The organism is Bacillus salitolerans (genome assembly GCF_042680805.1).
Taxonomy (GTDB): Bacteria; Bacillota; Bacilli; order Bacillales; family SA4; genus Bacillus_CJ; species Bacillus_CJ salitolerans.
This window is the reverse complement of the sequence record NZ_JBHUEM010000047.1, coordinates 1-16,392: the sequence shown is the minus strand read 5'-3', so window position 1 is coordinate 16,392 and position 16,392 is coordinate 1. Positions and strand designations below refer to the sequence as shown.

Sequence of the window (16,392 nt, the reverse complement as noted above, 5' to 3'; positions counted from 1 at the left end):
TTCGCCGCTCATTTTTGTCCGAACCCGAACACGGAAGTAAAGCTCGAGCGCCGATGGTAGTTGGGGCATTGCCCCTGTGAGAGTAGGACGTCGCCATGCAAGAAAAGAAAGAGCAGCTGAAGAGGCTGCTCTTTTTTTGTTTGAGGAAAGCTCGTAAGAGCTAGTAAGCGGAGGAATCCGCCTAAGTAAAATCGAAACTGTGAGGGCGGAAAGGAGCAAGAAGGTCGAGGAAGTGAAATGAGAGAAGACCGGAACGTACGACCGTACGTGAGGATCTGAACGAATGAAACTGACGAAGAGATTCGCCGCTCATGTTTGTCCGAACCCGAACACGGAAGTAAAGCTCGAGCGCCGATGGTAGTTGGGGCATTGCCCCTGTGAGAGTAGGACGTCGCCATGCAAGAAGAGAAAGAGCAGCTGAAGAGGCTGCTCTTTTTTTGATTGGACTGAATTCATAAACTAGCGGTACGAGTTTTTTAATACGATATAGAAATAGTTGCAGTAGCAATGATTGGGTCATTTCAAAATAATTGAATATAAGTAGAGGTAAGTAAAATCGAAAAAGAGGTAAGTAAAAAAGCAAATGAGGTAAGTAAAAGACAAAACGAGGAAAGTAAACCAAGCTAGAGGTAAGTAAAATCGAAAAAGAGGTAAGTAAAAAAGCAAATGAAGTAAGTAAAAGACAAAACGAGGAAAGTAAAGCGAGCAAAGGGTAATTTAAAATCGTGGATGACATGCGTGTATTACAATGAAATAGAAAAAAAGTAACAATGCCTATACTAGGGGAAGAGCAGCTTTAAAAATAGCTGCTCTTTTTGGTTATATAGATTGCATAATTTTGTTCAAGTAGGGAGGCATGATGAGAAATCCAACTAAGAAATTCAATTGGGTTCATTCATTTTAAAGGAATATAAGAATTCGGACAAGAGATAAGGTATTTTTACCGCAGTGATTTCGATAAATTGCTGGATAAAAGGAAGATCCTTCGTGCTAGAATTCTGTAGCAACTCACTCCACCATTCGGTTTCATATCGGGAAATCATACTTAAATTATAAAGTAATAAATAATGAACCATTACTTCTGGGAAGTATTTAACTAACTCTTTATCAGTAGAAAGATAATAGCTGTCCTCAAATAAATGATAGTAAAAAGGAAAACTTTGAAGAGGAGTTAAACTACTAGTTGATACAGATATTGTAATGTTGTCTTTATCATTGAAAGATATGTTTTGTATACGTTTGTTAGAATCCTTTATAAAATTTGAGAATCGATCATCTGTCATGTGATAGCAATCCAATATTTTTGAAGTGAGTTCAAATGTATTTGCATAGGCATTGCTTTTATTTAAACAGTAAGAGGATGTCTCCATAAAACTAAACTTGAAGAGTGGATTTAACTCAGGAATTCTTCTCAATAAAGAAACCATTGTAATTTTTTCACCATCTAAATGTTCCACATGGAACATTTTAAGAGAAAAATGGGAAAAAAGTCCATTCTTTTGAATCTTCACTTCATCCTTTAAAAAGTCATAAGATTGTTTCTTTCGTTTCCTTGTTGATACTCCATGGGCTAGAACGGATGTTGATTCCGGGTAATGGGGATCAACGGTTAATAGGGAGGCTTTTAACAGCTGAGTCATTCCATAAAAAAGGAGAACAGGCTTTATGGAAAGAGGTGCTTGATTTGAAAGTTGATAGTAACTTTTCCCATGTTCTAAGTAATAAATAAAGGGATATGCATTTTGGTAGCTTTTTTTTTCCGCTTCATCAAATTTGGATTTATGATAAATGGTATGTAAATACTCCTGAACATTTACAGATGAATGAAAGGGAGTATAGGATTGCCATACCTTATAATGGTCAAACATGGTTATTCACTCCAACAACATTATTTTTAGAAAAATCTAACTTATTAATCCTTTCTTGACAGTATTTTATCCAATTGTTAAGCTACTAATAATATTTTTACGAACTTAAGGGGGAGAAGGGTAATGTGGGAAAACAAGTTTGTGAAAGAAGGATTAACTTTTGACGATGTATTATTAGTTCCAGCAAAGTCTGAAGTACTTCCACGTGACGTGGAAGTGAAAACTGTTTTAACAGAGACTTTAAAATTGAATATCCCAATTATAAGTGCTGGGATGGATACCGTAACAGAAGCAGATATGGCAATTGCAATGGCACGACAAGGTGGACTTGGGATTATTCACAAAAATATGTCGATTGAGCAACAAGCTGAACAAGTGGATAAAGTTAAACGATCTGAAAGTGGTGTTATCACAGATCCATTCTTCTTAACTCCAGATCATCAAGTTTATGATGCTGAACATCTAATGGGTAAATATCGCATTTCTGGTGTACCGATTGTAAACAATATGGACGAGCAAAAGCTTGTAGGAATATTAACAAACCGTGACCTACGTTTTATCCAGGATTTCTCGATTAAAATCTCAGATGTTATGACAAAAGAGAATCTTGTAACTGCCCCTGTTGGAACAACATTAGAGCAAGCTGAAAATATCTTGCAACGATATAAAATTGAAAAGTTACCTTTAGTTAATGACGATGGTATTTTAAAAGGACTTATAACAATTAAAGACATTGAAAAGGTCATCGAATTCCCTCATTCGGCAAAAGATAGTCAAGGAAGATTATTAGTTGGAGCGGCAGTAGGGACTGGTCCTGATACGATCATGCGAGTAGAGAAGCTTGTAAAGGCTAGTGTTGATGTTATCGTTGTCGATACAGCACATGGCCATTCACAAGGAGTATTAGATAAAGTACGAGAAATCAAGACAACATACCCTGACATGAACGTAATCGCTGGTAATGTAGCAACTGCCGAAGCGACAAGAGCATTGATAGAAGCAGGAGCTGATGTAATTAAAGTTGGTATTGGACCAGGTTCTATTTGCACGACACGTGTCGTAGCAGGAGTAGGTGTACCTCAAATTACTGCTGTTTATGACTGTGCGACTGAGGCAAAGAAACATGGAAAAGCTATTATAGCTGACGGAGGGATAAAGTACTCTGGTGATATCGTAAAAGCATTAGCTGCTGGTGGAAATGCTGTTATGCTTGGTAGTTTATTAGCTGGTACGACTGAAAGTCCAGGGGAACGGGAAATTTACCAAGGTCGTCAATTCAAAGTATACAGAGGAATGGGCTCAGTAGGAGCCATGGAAAAGGGGAGTAAAGACCGATACTTCCAAGAGGCAAATCAAAAAGCTGTTCCAGAAGGAATAGAAGGAAGAGTACCTTATAAAGGACCATTATCTGATACACTTTATCAATTAATAGGTGGTATTCGCTCAGGTATGGGATACTGTGGAACAAAGACTCTTCAAGACCTACGAGAGAATTCGCAATTTATCCGAATGACAGGTGCAGGTTTAAGAGAAAGTCACCCGCACGATATTCAAATCACAAAAGAATCACCAAACTATTCATTAAGCTAAGGTGAATAAGACTATATACCCAATAGACAGAGTATATCCATCTCTGTCTATTTTTTTATGCCTGCCTATGATAGAATAGTATGGACAACCAAGAGGAGGGGAACTGGAGTGAGACAGAGAAAGTCATTCCTTTTTTATGTAATTTTTACAGTATTATTGATGACGTTTGTACCTAACAGTAGTGCATCTGCTGCTAATGATATATTAGATATACAAGCACATTCTGCTATTTTAGTAGATGGAAATTCAGGTATGATTCTATATGAAAAAGAATCAGAAACGGCATTACCAACGGCAAGTATGACGAAAATGATGACAGAATATCTTGTTCTTGAAGCCATACAAGAAGGAAAGATTACCTGGGAACAAGAAACTGGAATAAGTGAATATGTTTATAAAATTTCACAAAATAGAAATTTGTCAAATGTTCCATTACGAAGTGATGGAAAGTACAATGTCCGTGAATTATATGAAGCTATGGCTATCTACTCAGCAAATGGAGCTACCATTGCTTTGTCAGAGGTGGTAGCAGGTTCAGAAACAAACTTTGTAAAAATGATGAACGATAAAGCAGCAGAGTTAGGCTTAGAAACCTATAAATTTGTAAATACAACAGGATTAAATAATAAGGATCTATTAGGAATGCACCCAGAAGGAACAGGTGCTGAAGAAGAAAATCTTATGTCTGCAAAGGCAACTGCTAAATTAGCCTATCACTTAATAAACGACTATCCAGAAGTGTTAGAAACAGCAAGTATCCCAAAAAAGATTTTTAGAGAAGGTACATCAGATGCGATAAATATGTCTAACTGGAATTGGATGTTACCATCATTAATATATGGCTATGAGGGTGTGGATGGCTTAAAAACAGGTTCAACAGACTTAGCTGGATACTGTTTCACTGGAACAGCCGAAAAAAATGGTATCCGTTTAATATCAGTTGTAATGAAAGCAGGTTCTTATGAGGATCGATTTGGTGAAACCAGAAAGCTTTTCGATTATGGGTTTAGTAATTTTTCTGTTGAAGAAATTGTTCCAGCCGGTTATCAGGACCCTAATCTAACGGTTTTACCAGTTGATAAAGGGAAAGAAAATGAAGTTGAAGTCAAGTCAACAAACCCTATTTCAATATTAATTAAACGCGGCGAAAAAGAATTATATGAACCAACTGTTACAATAGACGAATCACTATTAAATAAAGATGGAGCACTTACTGCTCCAGTTGAGAAAGAATTAAAGGTTGGAACTCTATCCGTAGCGTATAAAGGTGAAGGACAGTTAAAGTTTCTCACTTCGAAGGGTGAGGAATTGTTAGCAACAGATGTGATTACTACAGCAAATGTAGAAAAATCAAATTGGTTTATACTCTTCTTTAAAGCAATTGGAGGCTTCTTTGGAGATATTTTCTCAAGTGCTGCAGATGGAATAAAAGGATTATTTTCATAACTCTCTTTATAAAGAGAGTTTTTTTTTTATTAGTTAGGATACTATAAATTGGGATAATTAAATGCAATGGTGATCAAAATGCTCTTACATGCACTCAGTTGAGTAAAATTGCAAGGTCCTCTGTCATTCATTCCACCATACACAAATATGCTATAAAAGAGCATGGGAATAGATTGTGGCAGCATTGCCGACAGGACCTCTAGAGTAGTTATTGTTTAAGCGTGTATCCATGTTTGTAAAAAATTGAATCGATCATAAAGAAGAGTATGTATTTCTGATTAAATTAGTAGGTTTTTTTTTATATTTACTGTAAAATAACATTGACAAGCTTTGTTGAAAACTTGTTTCTTTTTTTAGTACAATGAGGAAAGGCTTACATATAGGGGGTATTTAATAATGGCGAATTTAGGTACAGAACGTGTAAAACGTGGAATGGCAGAAATGCAAAAGGGCGGCGTTATTATGGACGTTGTCAACGCTGAACAAGCAAAAATCGCTGAAGAAGCAGGTGCAGTTGCTGTTATGGCATTAGAGCGTGTCCCTGCAGATATTCGTGCAGCTGGTGGAGTAGCTCGTATGGCTGACCCAACGATTGTTGAAGAAGTAGTAAAAGCAGTATCTATCCCAGTAATGGCTAAAGCGCGAATTGGCCATATTGTCGAAGCTCGTGTACTTGAATCTTTAGGAGTAGATTATATCGATGAAAGTGAAGTATTAACTCCAGCAGACGAGGAGTTTCATATTGATAAAAGACAATTCACAGTCCCATTTGTTTGTGGATGCCGTGATTTAGGCGAGGCTGCTAGACGTATTGGTGAAGGTGCTTCCATGCTTCGTACAAAAGGCGAGCCAGGAACAGGGAATATTGTTGAAGCTGTTCGTCATATGAGAAAGGTAAATGCACAAGTTCGTAAATTAGTAGCAATGAGTGAAGATGAAGTGATGATGGAAGCAAAACTTTTGGGTGCTCCGTTTGAGCTTCTATTAGAAATTAAACGATTAGGTAAACTACCAGTTGTAAACTTTGCTGCTGGTGGAGTAGCAACACCTGCTGATGCTGCGTTAATGATGCAGTTAGGTGCAGATGGAGTATTCGTAGGGTCTGGTATCTTTAAATCCGAAAATCCAGCTAAGTTTGCTCGTGCGATTGTAGAAGCAACTACACATTATGAAGACTATGAGCTGATCGCGTCCCTTTCTAAAGGTTTAGGTAGTGCAATGAAGGGTGTAGATATTGCATCATTACTACCAGAACAACGTATGCAAGAGCGTGGTTGGTAATAAAGAGGAGTTAAATCCATGGTTAAAATTGGTGTACTAGGTTTACAAGGTGCCGTTCGTGAGCATGTTACTTCACTAGAAGCATCAGGAGCAGAGGCCGTTATCGTTAAACGTTCTGAACAATTAGAAGAGCTAGATGGTCTAATCATTCCAGGCGGAGAAAGTACAACGATGCGCCGTTTAATTGATAAATACGATTTCATGCAGCCACTTCGAGATTTTGCATCGGAAGGAAAACCGATGTTTGGTACATGCGCAGGATTAATCTTACTTGCAAAAAATATTGTTGGTTATGATGCGCCTCATTTAGGTTTAATGGATATTACAGTAGAACGAAATGCCTTTGGTCGTCAAAAAGAGAGTTTTGAAGCTGAATTAATGATTACTGGGGTAGCAGAGGATTTTGTAGGTGTTTTTATCCGTGCACCTTATATAGTTGAAGTAGGCGAAGACGTAGAAGTTCTTTCAAAGCATCATGAACGAATTGTAGCAGCAAGGCAAGGTCAGTATCTAGGGTGTGCCTTCCATCCTGAGTTAACAGATGATTACCGTTTCGCACAATATTTTGTGAATATGGTAAAAGAATCTAAATAAATGTGGTATGAAACTATTGCAAGTTGAACAAACTTGTAGTAAATTATGAATTACTAAAAAATGTTATACTAAATCGATGATAGGAATTAGTAACAAGTTTTCTTTCTTCAGAGAATCGGTGGTTGGTGTGAACCGATGTCAGTGGCTTGTGAATCCATCCTTGAGTGAAATATCGAACATTGTAGTAGATATTTTCGGCTTTCTGCCGTTACCAAGATCCAAGAGGAAGATGGGATATCCTGTCTTCAAGTAGGGTGGCAACGCGGGTTAACTCTCGTCCCTTTATTAGGGACGGGAGTTTTTTGTATTTATTTTTATTACTATTATCATATGGAGGAAGAGAAGATGCTTGATTTAAAACATTTAAGAGCTAACTTTGAAGAGGTAAAGGAAAGACTAAAGTATCGAGGTGAGGATTTAACAGACCTAGGTAAATTTGAAGATCTAGATCAAAAAAGAAGGAACCTTATAGCAGAAACAGAAGTGCTAAAAGGAAAGCGTAATGAAGTTTCTGCTCAAATTTCTGTGTTAAAGCGAGAGAAGAAAGATGCAGAGGCGCTTATTTTAGAAATGAGAGAAGTCGGGGATAAAATTAAGGTTCTTGATGATGAGTTAAGAGAAGTAGAGCAAGAACTTGAATTACTATTACTATCTATCCCAAATATTCCTCATGAAAGCGTACCAGTAGGGGAATCAGAGGATGATAATATAACAGCCCGTACATGGGGTGAAGTACCTACGTTTTCTTTTGAACCGAAGCCTCATTGGGAGGTAGCAACAGAACTCGAAATTCTTGATTTTGAGCGTGCTGGAAAGGTAACAGGAAGTCGTTTTGTATTTTATAAAGGATTAGGAGCAAGACTTGAACGAGCACTCATGAACTTCATGCTAGACTTGCATGTTGAAGATCATGGTTATGAGGAAGTAATCCCTCCATATATTGTGAACCGTGAAAGTATGACGGGTACGGGTCAGCTGCCAAAATTTGAAGAGGATGCATTTAAACTAGCTGAGAATGAGGGTTATTTTTTAATCCCAACGGCTGAAGTGCCAGTTACAAATTTACATCGGGATGAGATTTTAACTGCGGATCAACTTCCAATTAATTATGCTGCCTATAGTGCATGCTTCCGATCTGAAGCGGGTTCTGCTGGTCGTGATACGAGAGGATTAATTCGTCAGCATCAGTTTAATAAAGTGGAGCTTGTGAAATTTGTAAAACCCGAGGATTCTTATGAGGAACTAGAAAAACTTACTTCTCATGCTGAAAAGGTATTACAACTATTAGATTTGCCATACCGAGTGTTAAGCATGTGTACAGCTGATTTAGGTTTTACTGCCGCAAAGAAGTATGACATTGAAGTATGGATTCCAAGCTATGACACTTACCGTGAAATCTCATCTTGTAGTAATTTTGAGGCATTTCAAGCAAGACGTGCGAATATTAGGTTCAGAAGAGAGCCTAACGCAAAGCCAGAGCATGTTCATACATTAAATGGATCAGGTCTTGCGATTGGCCGTACAGTAGCTGCTATATTGGAAAATTACCAGCAAGAGGATGGATCTGTTCGTATTCCTAAGGTGTTACAACCTTATATGGGAAATAAAGAAGTAATTTCTAAATAGTACTTGATCATATTTTTGAAGCTTAACGTCCTTCTTTACAAAATGTGAACGAAGGGCGTTAATATTTTTCTTCCATATTTTTGTGTTGACACTCTATAGACTAATTTGTTATATTATTAATTGTCGATACGGAGGAATACCCAAGTCCGGCTGAAGGGATCGGTCTTGAAAACCGACAGGGGTGTAACAGCCCGCGGGGGTTCGAATCCCTCTTCCTCCGCCATATTTTTTTTCGCGCAAAAAATGGAGAATGTCAAAAGCCAATTACAATTGTAATCGGCTTTTTTTATTATAAAAAATGAAAAGGATGTGCTGAGCACATCCTTTATATTTTCACTGGACTCTTTAATCGTTTCGTTTGTTCCATAAAGTGTGCGATTTTCTGAATAATTGGTTCAATAGACCCGCTATCTTGAACAACGTCGTACTCATTAATATTGATGCGCAATACTGGGCATGCATTAAAATTATTAATCCAGTATTCATAGCGACCATGCATCTCTTGCCAATATTCGACTGGTGTCTGTTGTTCCATTGGTCGACCTCGTTCTTTAATGCGGTCTAATATATCATCAATGCTTCCCTCTAAATAAATTAAAAGATCTGGATGTGGGAAGTAAGGAGTCATCACCATCGCCTCAAATAAACTTGTGTAGGTTTCATAATCAACCTTTGTCATGGTTCCTTTTTCATAATGCATTTTAGCGAAAATACCTGTATCTTCATAGATTGATCGATCTTGAATGAATCCGCCGCCATATTCAAAAATTTTCTTCTGTTCTTTAAAGCGTTCTGCTAAGAAGTAAATTTGTAGGTGGAAGCTCCATCTTTGAAAGTCTTTATAAAACTGATCTAGATAAGGATTAGTGTCAACTTTTTCAAAAGAGGTACGAAATCCTAACCCTTCTGCTAAAGCTTTTGTCATGGTTGATTTCCCTACACCAACTGTTCCTGCAATTGTAATAATGGAATCGCTAGGAATTCCGTACTTCTCTCGTAGCATCATAATACTGCTCTCCCTTTTACTGTTGATTCTATTGTCGTTAATATCATGTTGAGATCACTTTCATTTGTTACAAAATCCAGATTATCCCCATTAAATTTAATAATAGGAATGTGAGGATTCGCGGCTTCAAATTTCTCCATTGCCTGTTCATAATCTGTGATTAATTGTTGCAAATAGGCGGAGCCCATTTGTTTTTCAATGTCCCTACCTCTTTTGGCTACCCGGGTAAGTAAAGTGTCTAAGCTTGCATGCAAATATATAATTACATTTGGCGATGGGATATCCGTTGTTAAAATATCATAAATTTGCTTGTATTTTTGAAACTGATACGTACTTAATGTTCTTTCGGCAAATATCATGTTTTTCATGATATGGTAATCAGCTACAACTGGCTGATGATTTGATAAAAAATTTGAATCAATATCTTCTAACTGTTTATAGCGATTGCAAAGGAAAAACATTTCCGTTTGGAAACTCCACTCTTGTATATCGGAATAAAATTTCCCTAGAAAAGGATTCTCGTCGACGATTTCTTTTAAAAGTTGATACTCGAATCTTTTTGAAATCTCTTTTGCAAGAGAGGTTTTCCCTACACCAATTGGTCCTTCAACTGTAATAAATGGTGTGTGATTCATTGGTTGTTCCTCCTAACTCCACAAGACACATTCTGACAAAATTATTCATTTTTTTAAAGATAGAATTAATTTTATCACAGAGTGAAAGATAACGGTTGTGAAAATGTAAAAATCCTACTTTTCCAAAAGTAGGATTTTTTATAAGTGAAGAATGAATAAGTTTCTGGTGTTTAGTTTATACAATGTTACGGCTAAATCCAACTCCAGCGACCAGCCAAGATGAAATGGCGACGATCTTTGCCATTACTCGAGGTCAAAAACATGTCATCAATAAACGGGAAAACCACCCTTTTTTTTGATGGAACATTTGTTTGCCTTAAGCTAATGGGGCGCTAGCGCCGCTTGTTCAAAGATTCTATCGTTAAGGCCTTTTTATCACATCGAAATTTTCATTGATTAGTAGCCAGTTTTGTGGGAATGGTAAGCCTAGCTTCCAATAACTAATTCCCCGAAGACCTAATTCTTTAATTAAATTAAATTTTGCTTGGATGCTTCTAGCATCTTCAAACCATACTTTATGTTGTTTTCCTTCATTATCACTATAATTAATATGTGGAGCTTGTGCTTCATAGTCATATTGAATGGCTACATTGTTTTCACGGGCAATTTCAATCGCACGTTGAGGACTAACAGCTTTTGCATATTGCCCACCCGGTTCATAAGGCAAAGTCCAATCATATCCATATAAGTTTTGTCCCATCATTATTTTTGATGCAGGCATTTCGGTTAAAGCATAATCTAGTACTTCTCTAACCGGACCAATCGGAGAAACAGGCATAGGCGGGCCACCACTATATCCCCATTCATAAGTCATGATGACAACAAAGTCTACAATCTCCCCATGCGCCTTATAATCATGTGCTTCATACCATTTACCTTTTTGAGTGGCACTGGTTTTAGGTGCAAGTGCTGTTGACATTAAATAGCCTTCAGCGGATAATCGTGCCTTTGCTTTTCTAAGAAAAGCATTATAACGTTCTCGGTCCTCAGGACGAAGAAACTCAATGTCAAAATGAATATCTCGGAAGTTGTACTTCTTGGCAGCATTTATAATATTCGTTAATAGTGTGTCTTGTAAGGAATCGTTGGTTAAAATAATCCGTCCTAGCTCATCGCTAAATTGCCCCTCTTCCAAATTAGTAACAACCATCATGAGTGTAACGTTATTCTGATTTGCAATGGCAGGGAAATTATTGAGTAATGGTTCTTTTAATGAACCATTTCGTTGAATTTGAAAACTAAACGGTGCTAAATAGGTTAAATAAGGTGCTGCTTCTCTTGCCGCTGTTTCTAAATTTGGGCTAACCGTACCACCAAGAGGTTCAACATAAGCATTAATCTCAGCTTCTCGTTTTGGAAGAGGCGGTATATATAGTCTCGTTCCAATATTTAGTGGTTGAGTAGGCGAAATGCGGTTAATTTCTGCTAGTCGTAAATAAGAAATGCCGAACCGATTACCTATTGACCATAAACTATCCCCTTGTCTGACCCAATAAAATCTACCAACAATAGGAATGACTAATGTTTGACCAATGACTAATTGATTCGGCTGTCCAATATCATTCGCTTCAATTAGATCATTAACGGTTGTTCCATAAGCCCTAGAGATTCCGTAAAGTGTTTGGCCTTGCTCTACAACATGTATTTGCATGAATTCCCTCCTAAAATAATTCATAAAATTGTGTTAGTCATTTTGTTCGAAAAAAAATCACCAATATATGTTTATTTTCAAGTAGCCATATAAATGCTTCTTTATGAATAATTTTGGTATACTAAATACAATTAGACAGAAGGGGTTTTTAAGTTGACTGATAAAACAGATCAATACTTTATGAAACTCGCGCTTGAGCAGGCTAAAAAAGCAGCCAGTATTGGCGAGGTCCCAATTGGGGCAATCATTGTTAAAGATGGAAAGGTCATTGCTTCTGCTTATAACTTACGGGAAACTGAACAACGCTCAATTGCACATGCGGAGATGCTAGCGATAGATCATGCGTGTAAACAGCTAGGAACATGGAGATTAGAGAATACAACTCTTTACGTAACATTAGAGCCTTGTCCAATGTGTTCAGGGGGAATTGTTCTTTCTCGTATTCCAAGAGTCGTATATGGAGCTAGTGACCCTAAGGGTGGTTGTGCAGGAACAATAATGAACTTGCTTCAAGAGGACCGTTTTAATCATCAATCCTCTATTACAAAAGGAGTATTAGAGGAAGAATGTGGGAAGGTTCTATCGGAATTCTTCCAAAAGTTACGTAATAAGAAAAAGGATTCCTCACCTACCAATTAATAAGTGACGTCATCTCATTGCAATTTCTACTCAAACGTTATATACTTGTTTATGCGTCCACAAGACGCTACTAACTAACGGTATCAATTTTGCCGTGCTAGGTGGGGAGGTAGCGGTGCCCTGTAACTCGCAATCCGCTCTAGCGAGACTGAATTCCTCTTCTGAGGTTCATATATTGTAGGGTCTGACCCTAGTAAGTGGTGTTGACGTCTGGGTCCTGCGCAATGGGAATTCATGAACCCTGTCAGGTCCGGAAGGAAGCAGCAGTAAGTGAACACTTCCATGTGCCGCGGGGCTACCTGGACTGAGCTAACTGCTAGGGTAACGCCTATGATAATGAATCGAAGAGAGGTGCACGGTAGTTAAATTACATATATAAAACCCACTCAACGAGTGGGTTTTTTGATTTCATTAAGATTCACTTTATCCTTTGAAAACAAATTAGAAAGTAATGTATAATAGACAAGACATAGCAAGGAGAAGGGGGTTCTTATGGCTTATCAAGCGTTATATCGGGTATGGAGACCACAAAGCTTTCAAGACGTTGTGGGTCAAGAACACATTACAAAAACATTAAAAAATGCCCTTCTTCAAGAGAAGATTTCTCATGCTTATTTATTCTCTGGTCCTCGTGGAACCGGGAAAACGAGTGCTGCAAAAATTATCGCAAAGGCCATTAATTGTGAACAGGCACCTGTAAGCGAGCCATGTAACGAGTGTGACGCATGCAAGTCTATTACAAAAGGTTCAAATCCAGATGTATTTGAGATTGATGCTGCTTCTAATAATGGTGTGGATGAAATCCGTGATATTCGGGATAAAGTAAAATTTGCTCCGAGCACAGTTAAATATAAAGTCTATATTATAGATGAAGTACATATGTTATCTATTGGCGCCTTCAATGCCCTACTAAAAACATTAGAAGAGCCACCAAGGCATGTATTGTTTATATTGGCTACTACAGAACCTCACAAAATTCCATTAACGATTATCTCGAGGTGTCAGCGATTTGATTTTAAAAGAATAACAGCTCAATCGATTGTAAGTAGAATGAAGACCATCATCAATGAGCAGAATGTTAGCGTACAAGAAGAAGCTTTATATGCCATTGCCCGAGCAGCAGACGGTGGAATGAGAGATGCTTTAAGCATCTTAGATCAGGCTATAGCTCTTAGCGATGATGTGGTGACATTAGAAAATGTATTACTCATAACTGGAGCAGTCTCTCAACAATTCTTAATGGAATTAGTAAGCTCCATACAGGAACAAGAGGCTCCAAGAGCATTACAGGCGCTTGATGAGCTCATGAACCAAGGTAAAGATCCAAAAAGGTTTATAGAAGATCTTATCTATTTTTACCGTGATATGCTCTTATTTCAAGCTTCGCCAGATTTAGAAGAAATCTTAGTGAGAGTTACAGTAGATGAATCTTTTAAACGAGTAAGTGAAGAGTTGTCGACGGAAAAAATATATGAAGTGATTAACATTTTAAATAAGTGTCAGCAAGAAATGAAGTGGACGAACCATCCAAAAATATTGTTAGAAATTACGGTTGTCCAATTATGTCAACAAGAAAGTAGATCAATTCCACAAGTTGATACATTAGTACAAAAAATAAGAGAACTAGAAAGAGAAATTATACAAATTAAGGAGCAAGGAATTCAGGTTTCGACCAAATCAGATACATCTGAGGGTAATGAACGAAAGACTCCTAAACCAAATCGGGGTAACTTTAAAGTACCAATTGGCAGAGTGAATGAAATCTTAAAAATAGCTACTAGAAATAATTTAAATAGCATTAAAAGTAATTGGGGAAACATGCTAGAGCAACTAAGACATCAAAATAAAGTTTCTCATGCTGCGCTACTAAGTGAAAGTGAACCGGTAGCAGCTTCTGATAAAGCGTTTATTCTTTCTTTTAAATATGAAATACATTGTAAGATGGCAGCTGAGAATACCAATAATGTAAGAGATAACCTAGAAGGTATCTTGCAGGATATTACCGGAAAGAAATTTGAAATGGTAGCCATCCCTGATTCTGAATGGGCGAAAATAAGAGAAGAGTTTATTCGTGGGCAACGTGATGAGAGTGATGAGTCCTCTGAGACAGAAGAAGATCCTCTAATAGCAGAAGCAAAAAAGCTAGTTGGAACGGAGCTCATTGAAATTATAGATGAATAAAAAACATAAATCATAGGAGGAATTACAAATGCGTGGTGGAATGGGAAATATGGGAAATATGATGAAGCAAATGCAAAAAATGCAAAAACAAATGGCAAAAGCTCAGGAAGAACTAGGTGAACAAAGAATTGAAGGTACAGCTGGCGGTGGAATGGTTACCGTTATTGCGAGTGGGCATAAACAAATTTTAGAAGTGAACATTAAGGAAGAAGTAGTAGACCCTGAAGATATCGATATGCTTCAAGATTTAGTGTTAGCTGCAACTAATGATGCGTTAAAGAAGGTTGATGAACTAACTAATGAAACGATGGGGCAGTTTACAAAAGGGTTAAATATGCCTGGATTGTTTTAATTATTGTTTGTCTCCCTGTAATGACAGGAGGATTTTTCATGCACTATCCAGAACCTATAGCGAAATTAATCGATAGTTTTATGAAATTGCCAGGAATCGGTCCAAAAACGGCTGTTCGTCTGGCTTTTTTTGTACTAAATATGAAAGAAGAAGATGTGTTAGAATTCGGGAAAAGCTTAGTCAACGCAAAACGTAAGTTAACTCATTGCTCTATTTGTGGGCATATTACAGATAAAGACCCATGCCAAATTTGCGAGGATCAAAGTAGAAATCAATCTATTATATGTGTCGTACAAGATCCGAAAGATGTTATTGCAATGGAAAAAATGAGAGATTATAACGGAAATTATCATGTTTTACATGGAGCTATATCTCCAATGGATGGAATTGGACCAGAGGATATTAATATTCCTGATTTATTAAAAAGACTACAAGATGATACTGTCCAAGAAGTGATCTTAGCTACAAATCCAAACATTGAAGGTGAAGCAACGGCAATGTACATCTCCAGGCTATTAAAACCGACTGGTATCAGGATTACAAGAATAGCTCATGGGTTGCCAGTAGGTGGGGACTTAGAATATGCAGATGAGGTTACCTTATCAAAAGCTCTAGAAGGTAGAAGGGAATTATAACAATAAGGGGGTAATTCTAATTTTCTTCCAACGAAAGGGAAAGCTTCGTAAAGAATTTAACGATCAATTGATCAGTAGCTTGGAATTATCAAAAAAAGATTGGCTACAGAAAAAGGAATTAGTTGAACGATGTGTGGAGCCTTCAGAAGAAGTTTTATATCATCTTAAAGTTGCAGAAGCAAAGTACTTCTTTCTTTTGAGAGAAGCTAAAAATAGAAAAGTCACCCTTCAAAGCCTTAAATGATGTAATGTGTTAGTTCTTTTTTTCGTTTCTTCTCATATGCATGTTAGTAAAGACGGCATGTACCAATATGAGAGGAAGTGTGTTTGTGGAGCCAACTATTATTTTGTCCATTTTAGGAGGAGTTATTGTACTATTATTGCTAGTCGGTGCTCCTATTAGACCCATAAGGTGGATAGGACAAGGGTTAATAAAAGTAATGATCGGCGCATTACTATTATTTTTCTTAAATGCATTTGGGACGATGATTAATATACATGTACCCATTAATTTAATGACGTCGTCAATATCTGGCTTTTTAGGTATCCCAGGTGTGTTAGCTTTGGTGATCATTCAGACTTATATTGTATAAAAAAACAAATGGGGTGCCATTTGTTTTTTTTATGTATTTCTATTGACACTTATAATAATTTGGTGTTAAGATAACAAACGTCGCTTTTAAAAACGTCATCTAATCGTTTGAAAAAAAGCAAAAAAAGATGTTGACTTTATACAAACAACATGATATATTTATAAAGTCGCTTCTGAGCGATAGGCATTAAAAAGTTCTTTGAAAACTAAACAAAACGTCAAGCGTGTTGGTTTTATAAACCAACGAGGTTATTTCACGCAAGTGAAAATAACCATCAATAATTTTTAAAATCTAC

15 protein-coding genes, 1 tRNA gene, 1 other RNA gene and 1 other annotated feature are annotated in these 16,392 nt (G+C 37.1%); of the genes, 13 read left to right on the top strand and 4 right to left on the bottom strand.

The genetic code is table 11. The annotated features are described in order from the left end of the window. Nucleotides 1-881 precede the first annotated feature (881 nt). Nucleotides 882-1,868 carry a YaaC family protein gene (locus tag ACFSCX_RS20145; RefSeq protein WP_377930053.1) on the bottom strand — a complete coding sequence of 329 codons (987 nt, stop codon included), beginning with the start codon at nucleotides 1,866-1,868 and terminating at the stop codon, nucleotides 882-884. Nucleotides 1,869-1,991: 123 nt separating this feature from the next. On the opposite strand from ACFSCX_RS20145, the gene guaB reads away from it, so the two are divergent. The 6 genes from guaB (at nucleotide 1,992) to ACFSCX_RS20115 (ending at nucleotide 8,628) form a co-directional block, all read left to right on the top strand. Further along, on the top strand, nucleotides 1,992-3,458 hold the full coding sequence (guaB, locus tag ACFSCX_RS20140; protein WP_377930052.1) for an IMP dehydrogenase: 1,467 nt from the start codon (nucleotides 1,992-1,994) through the stop codon (nucleotides 3,456-3,458). Between the two features lie 159 nt (nucleotides 3,459-3,617). Beyond that, nucleotides 3,618-4,904, top strand: coding sequence for a serine hydrolase (locus ACFSCX_RS20135; protein ID WP_377930055.1), 1,287 nt, complete (start codon nucleotides 3,618-3,620; stop codon nucleotides 4,902-4,904). 396 nt (nucleotides 4,905-5,300) lie between these two features. Continuing rightward, nucleotides 5,301-6,185 carry a pyridoxal 5'-phosphate synthase lyase subunit PdxS gene (gene pdxS, locus ACFSCX_RS20130; RefSeq protein ID WP_377930051.1) on the top strand — a complete coding sequence of 295 codons (885 nt, stop codon included), beginning with the start codon at nucleotides 5,301-5,303 and terminating at the stop codon, nucleotides 6,183-6,185. Between the two features lie 18 nt (nucleotides 6,186-6,203). Beyond that, complete coding sequence (gene pdxT / locus ACFSCX_RS20125) at nucleotides 6,204-6,779, top strand: pyridoxal 5'-phosphate synthase glutaminase subunit PdxT (protein ID WP_377930050.1); 576 nt, start codon at nucleotides 6,204-6,206, stop codon at nucleotides 6,777-6,779. 67 nt (nucleotides 6,780-6,846) lie between these two features. Next, nucleotides 6,847-7,064: a binding site (T-box leader), on the top strand. Between the two features lie 60 nt (nucleotides 7,065-7,124). After that, nucleotides 7,125-8,405 (top strand): serine--tRNA ligase, encoded by a 1,281-nt coding sequence (serS, locus tag ACFSCX_RS20120; protein ID WP_377930049.1) that lies wholly within the window; start codon nucleotides 7,125-7,127, stop codon nucleotides 8,403-8,405. 130 nt (nucleotides 8,406-8,535) lie between these two features. Continuing rightward, a tRNA-Ser gene (locus tag ACFSCX_RS20115) sits at nucleotides 8,536-8,628 on the top strand. 102 nt (nucleotides 8,629-8,730) lie between these two features. Here ACFSCX_RS20115 and ACFSCX_RS20110 read toward each other — a convergent pair. The 3 genes from ACFSCX_RS20110 to ACFSCX_RS20100 all read right to left on the bottom strand — a co-directional run bounded on the left by ACFSCX_RS20110 (nucleotide 8,731) and on the right by ACFSCX_RS20100 (nucleotide 11,697). Next, nucleotides 8,731-9,411, bottom strand: a complete 681-nt coding sequence (locus ACFSCX_RS20110; RefSeq protein ID WP_377930048.1) for a deoxynucleoside kinase — start codon at nucleotides 9,409-9,411, stop codon at nucleotides 8,731-8,733. Further along, the gene (locus ACFSCX_RS20105) at nucleotides 9,408-10,046 is read right to left on the bottom strand and encodes a deoxynucleoside kinase (protein WP_377930047.1); all 639 of its coding nucleotides are present in this window, start codon (nucleotides 10,044-10,046) and stop codon (nucleotides 9,408-9,410) included. The genes ACFSCX_RS20110 and ACFSCX_RS20105 overlap by 4 nt, the downstream gene beginning before the upstream one ends. Before the next feature lie 361 nt (nucleotides 10,047-10,407). Beyond that, nucleotides 10,408-11,697, bottom strand: a complete 1,290-nt coding sequence (locus ACFSCX_RS20100; protein WP_377930046.1) for a LysM peptidoglycan-binding domain-containing protein — start codon at nucleotides 11,695-11,697, stop codon at nucleotides 10,408-10,410. Nucleotides 11,698-11,850: 153 nt separating this feature from the next. Between ACFSCX_RS20100 and tadA the strand changes: the two genes are divergently transcribed. From tadA to ACFSCX_RS20065, 7 genes are all read left to right on the top strand, one after another. Next, a complete protein-coding gene (tadA, locus tag ACFSCX_RS20095; RefSeq protein WP_377930045.1) occupies nucleotides 11,851-12,336 on the top strand; it encodes a tRNA adenosine(34) deaminase TadA in 486 nt (161 codons plus the stop codon). Between the two features lie 92 nt (nucleotides 12,337-12,428). Then, nucleotides 12,429-12,695, top strand: an RNA gene (ffs, locus tag ACFSCX_RS20090) — signal recognition particle sRNA large type. Between the two features lie 133 nt (nucleotides 12,696-12,828). Then, nucleotides 12,829-14,517, top strand: coding sequence for a DNA polymerase III subunit gamma/tau (gene dnaX / locus ACFSCX_RS20085; protein WP_377930044.1), 1,689 nt, complete (start codon nucleotides 12,829-12,831; stop codon nucleotides 14,515-14,517). 28 nt (nucleotides 14,518-14,545) lie between these two features. Beyond that, nucleotides 14,546-14,869, top strand: a complete 324-nt coding sequence (locus ACFSCX_RS20080; protein WP_377930043.1) for a YbaB/EbfC family nucleoid-associated protein — start codon at nucleotides 14,546-14,548, stop codon at nucleotides 14,867-14,869. 38 nt (nucleotides 14,870-14,907) lie between these two features. After that, nucleotides 14,908-15,504 (top strand): recombination mediator RecR, encoded by a 597-nt coding sequence (recR, locus tag ACFSCX_RS20075; RefSeq protein WP_377930042.1) that lies wholly within the window; start codon nucleotides 14,908-14,910, stop codon nucleotides 15,502-15,504. A 19-nt stretch (nucleotides 15,505-15,523) separates the two neighbouring features. Further along, complete coding sequence (locus tag ACFSCX_RS20070; protein ID WP_377930054.1) at nucleotides 15,524-15,748, top strand: YaaL family protein; 225 nt, start codon at nucleotides 15,524-15,526, stop codon at nucleotides 15,746-15,748. Between the two features lie 67 nt (nucleotides 15,749-15,815). After that, complete coding sequence (locus ACFSCX_RS20065; protein WP_377930041.1) at nucleotides 15,816-16,097, top strand: pro-sigmaK processing inhibitor BofA family protein; 282 nt, start codon at nucleotides 15,816-15,818, stop codon at nucleotides 16,095-16,097. The last annotated feature ends 295 nt before the right edge of the window (nucleotides 16,098-16,392 follow it).

Bases quoted from the DNA above. Each gene is read 5' to 3' on its own strand.
- recR (WP_377930042.1), top strand. From the start codon at position 14,908: ATGCACTATCCAGAACCTATAGCGAAATTAATCGATAGTTTTATGAAA.
- dnaX (WP_377930044.1), top strand. From the start codon at position 12,829: ATGGCTTATCAAGCGTTATATCGGGTATGGAGACCACAAAGCTTTCAA.
- ACFSCX_RS20065 (WP_377930041.1), top strand. From the start codon at position 15,816: ATGAGAGGAAGTGTGTTTGTGGAGCCAACTATTATTTTGTCCATTTTA.
- ACFSCX_RS20110 (WP_377930048.1), bottom strand. From the start codon at position 9,411: ATGATGCTACGAGAGAAGTACGGAATTCCTAGCGATTCCATTATTACA.
- ACFSCX_RS20105 (WP_377930047.1), bottom strand. From the start codon at position 10,046: ATGAATCACACACCATTTATTACAGTTGAAGGACCAATTGGTGTAGGG.
- ACFSCX_RS20145 (WP_377930053.1), bottom strand. From the start codon at position 1,868: ATGTTTGACCATTATAAGGTATGGCAATCCTATACTCCCTTTCATTCA.
- guaB (WP_377930052.1), top strand. From the start codon at position 1,992: ATGTGGGAAAACAAGTTTGTGAAAGAAGGATTAACTTTTGACGATGTA.
- serS (WP_377930049.1), top strand. From the start codon at position 7,125: ATGCTTGATTTAAAACATTTAAGAGCTAACTTTGAAGAGGTAAAGGAA.
- pdxS (WP_377930051.1), top strand. From the start codon at position 5,301: ATGGCGAATTTAGGTACAGAACGTGTAAAACGTGGAATGGCAGAAATG.
- ACFSCX_RS20100 (WP_377930046.1), bottom strand. From the start codon at position 11,697: ATGCAAATACATGTTGTAGAGCAAGGCCAAACACTTTACGGAATCTCT.
- ACFSCX_RS20135 (WP_377930055.1), top strand. From the start codon at position 3,618: ATGACGTTTGTACCTAACAGTAGTGCATCTGCTGCTAATGATATATTA.
- ACFSCX_RS20080 (WP_377930043.1), top strand. From the start codon at position 14,546: ATGCGTGGTGGAATGGGAAATATGGGAAATATGATGAAGCAAATGCAA.
- pdxT (WP_377930050.1), top strand. From the start codon at position 6,204: ATGGTTAAAATTGGTGTACTAGGTTTACAAGGTGCCGTTCGTGAGCAT.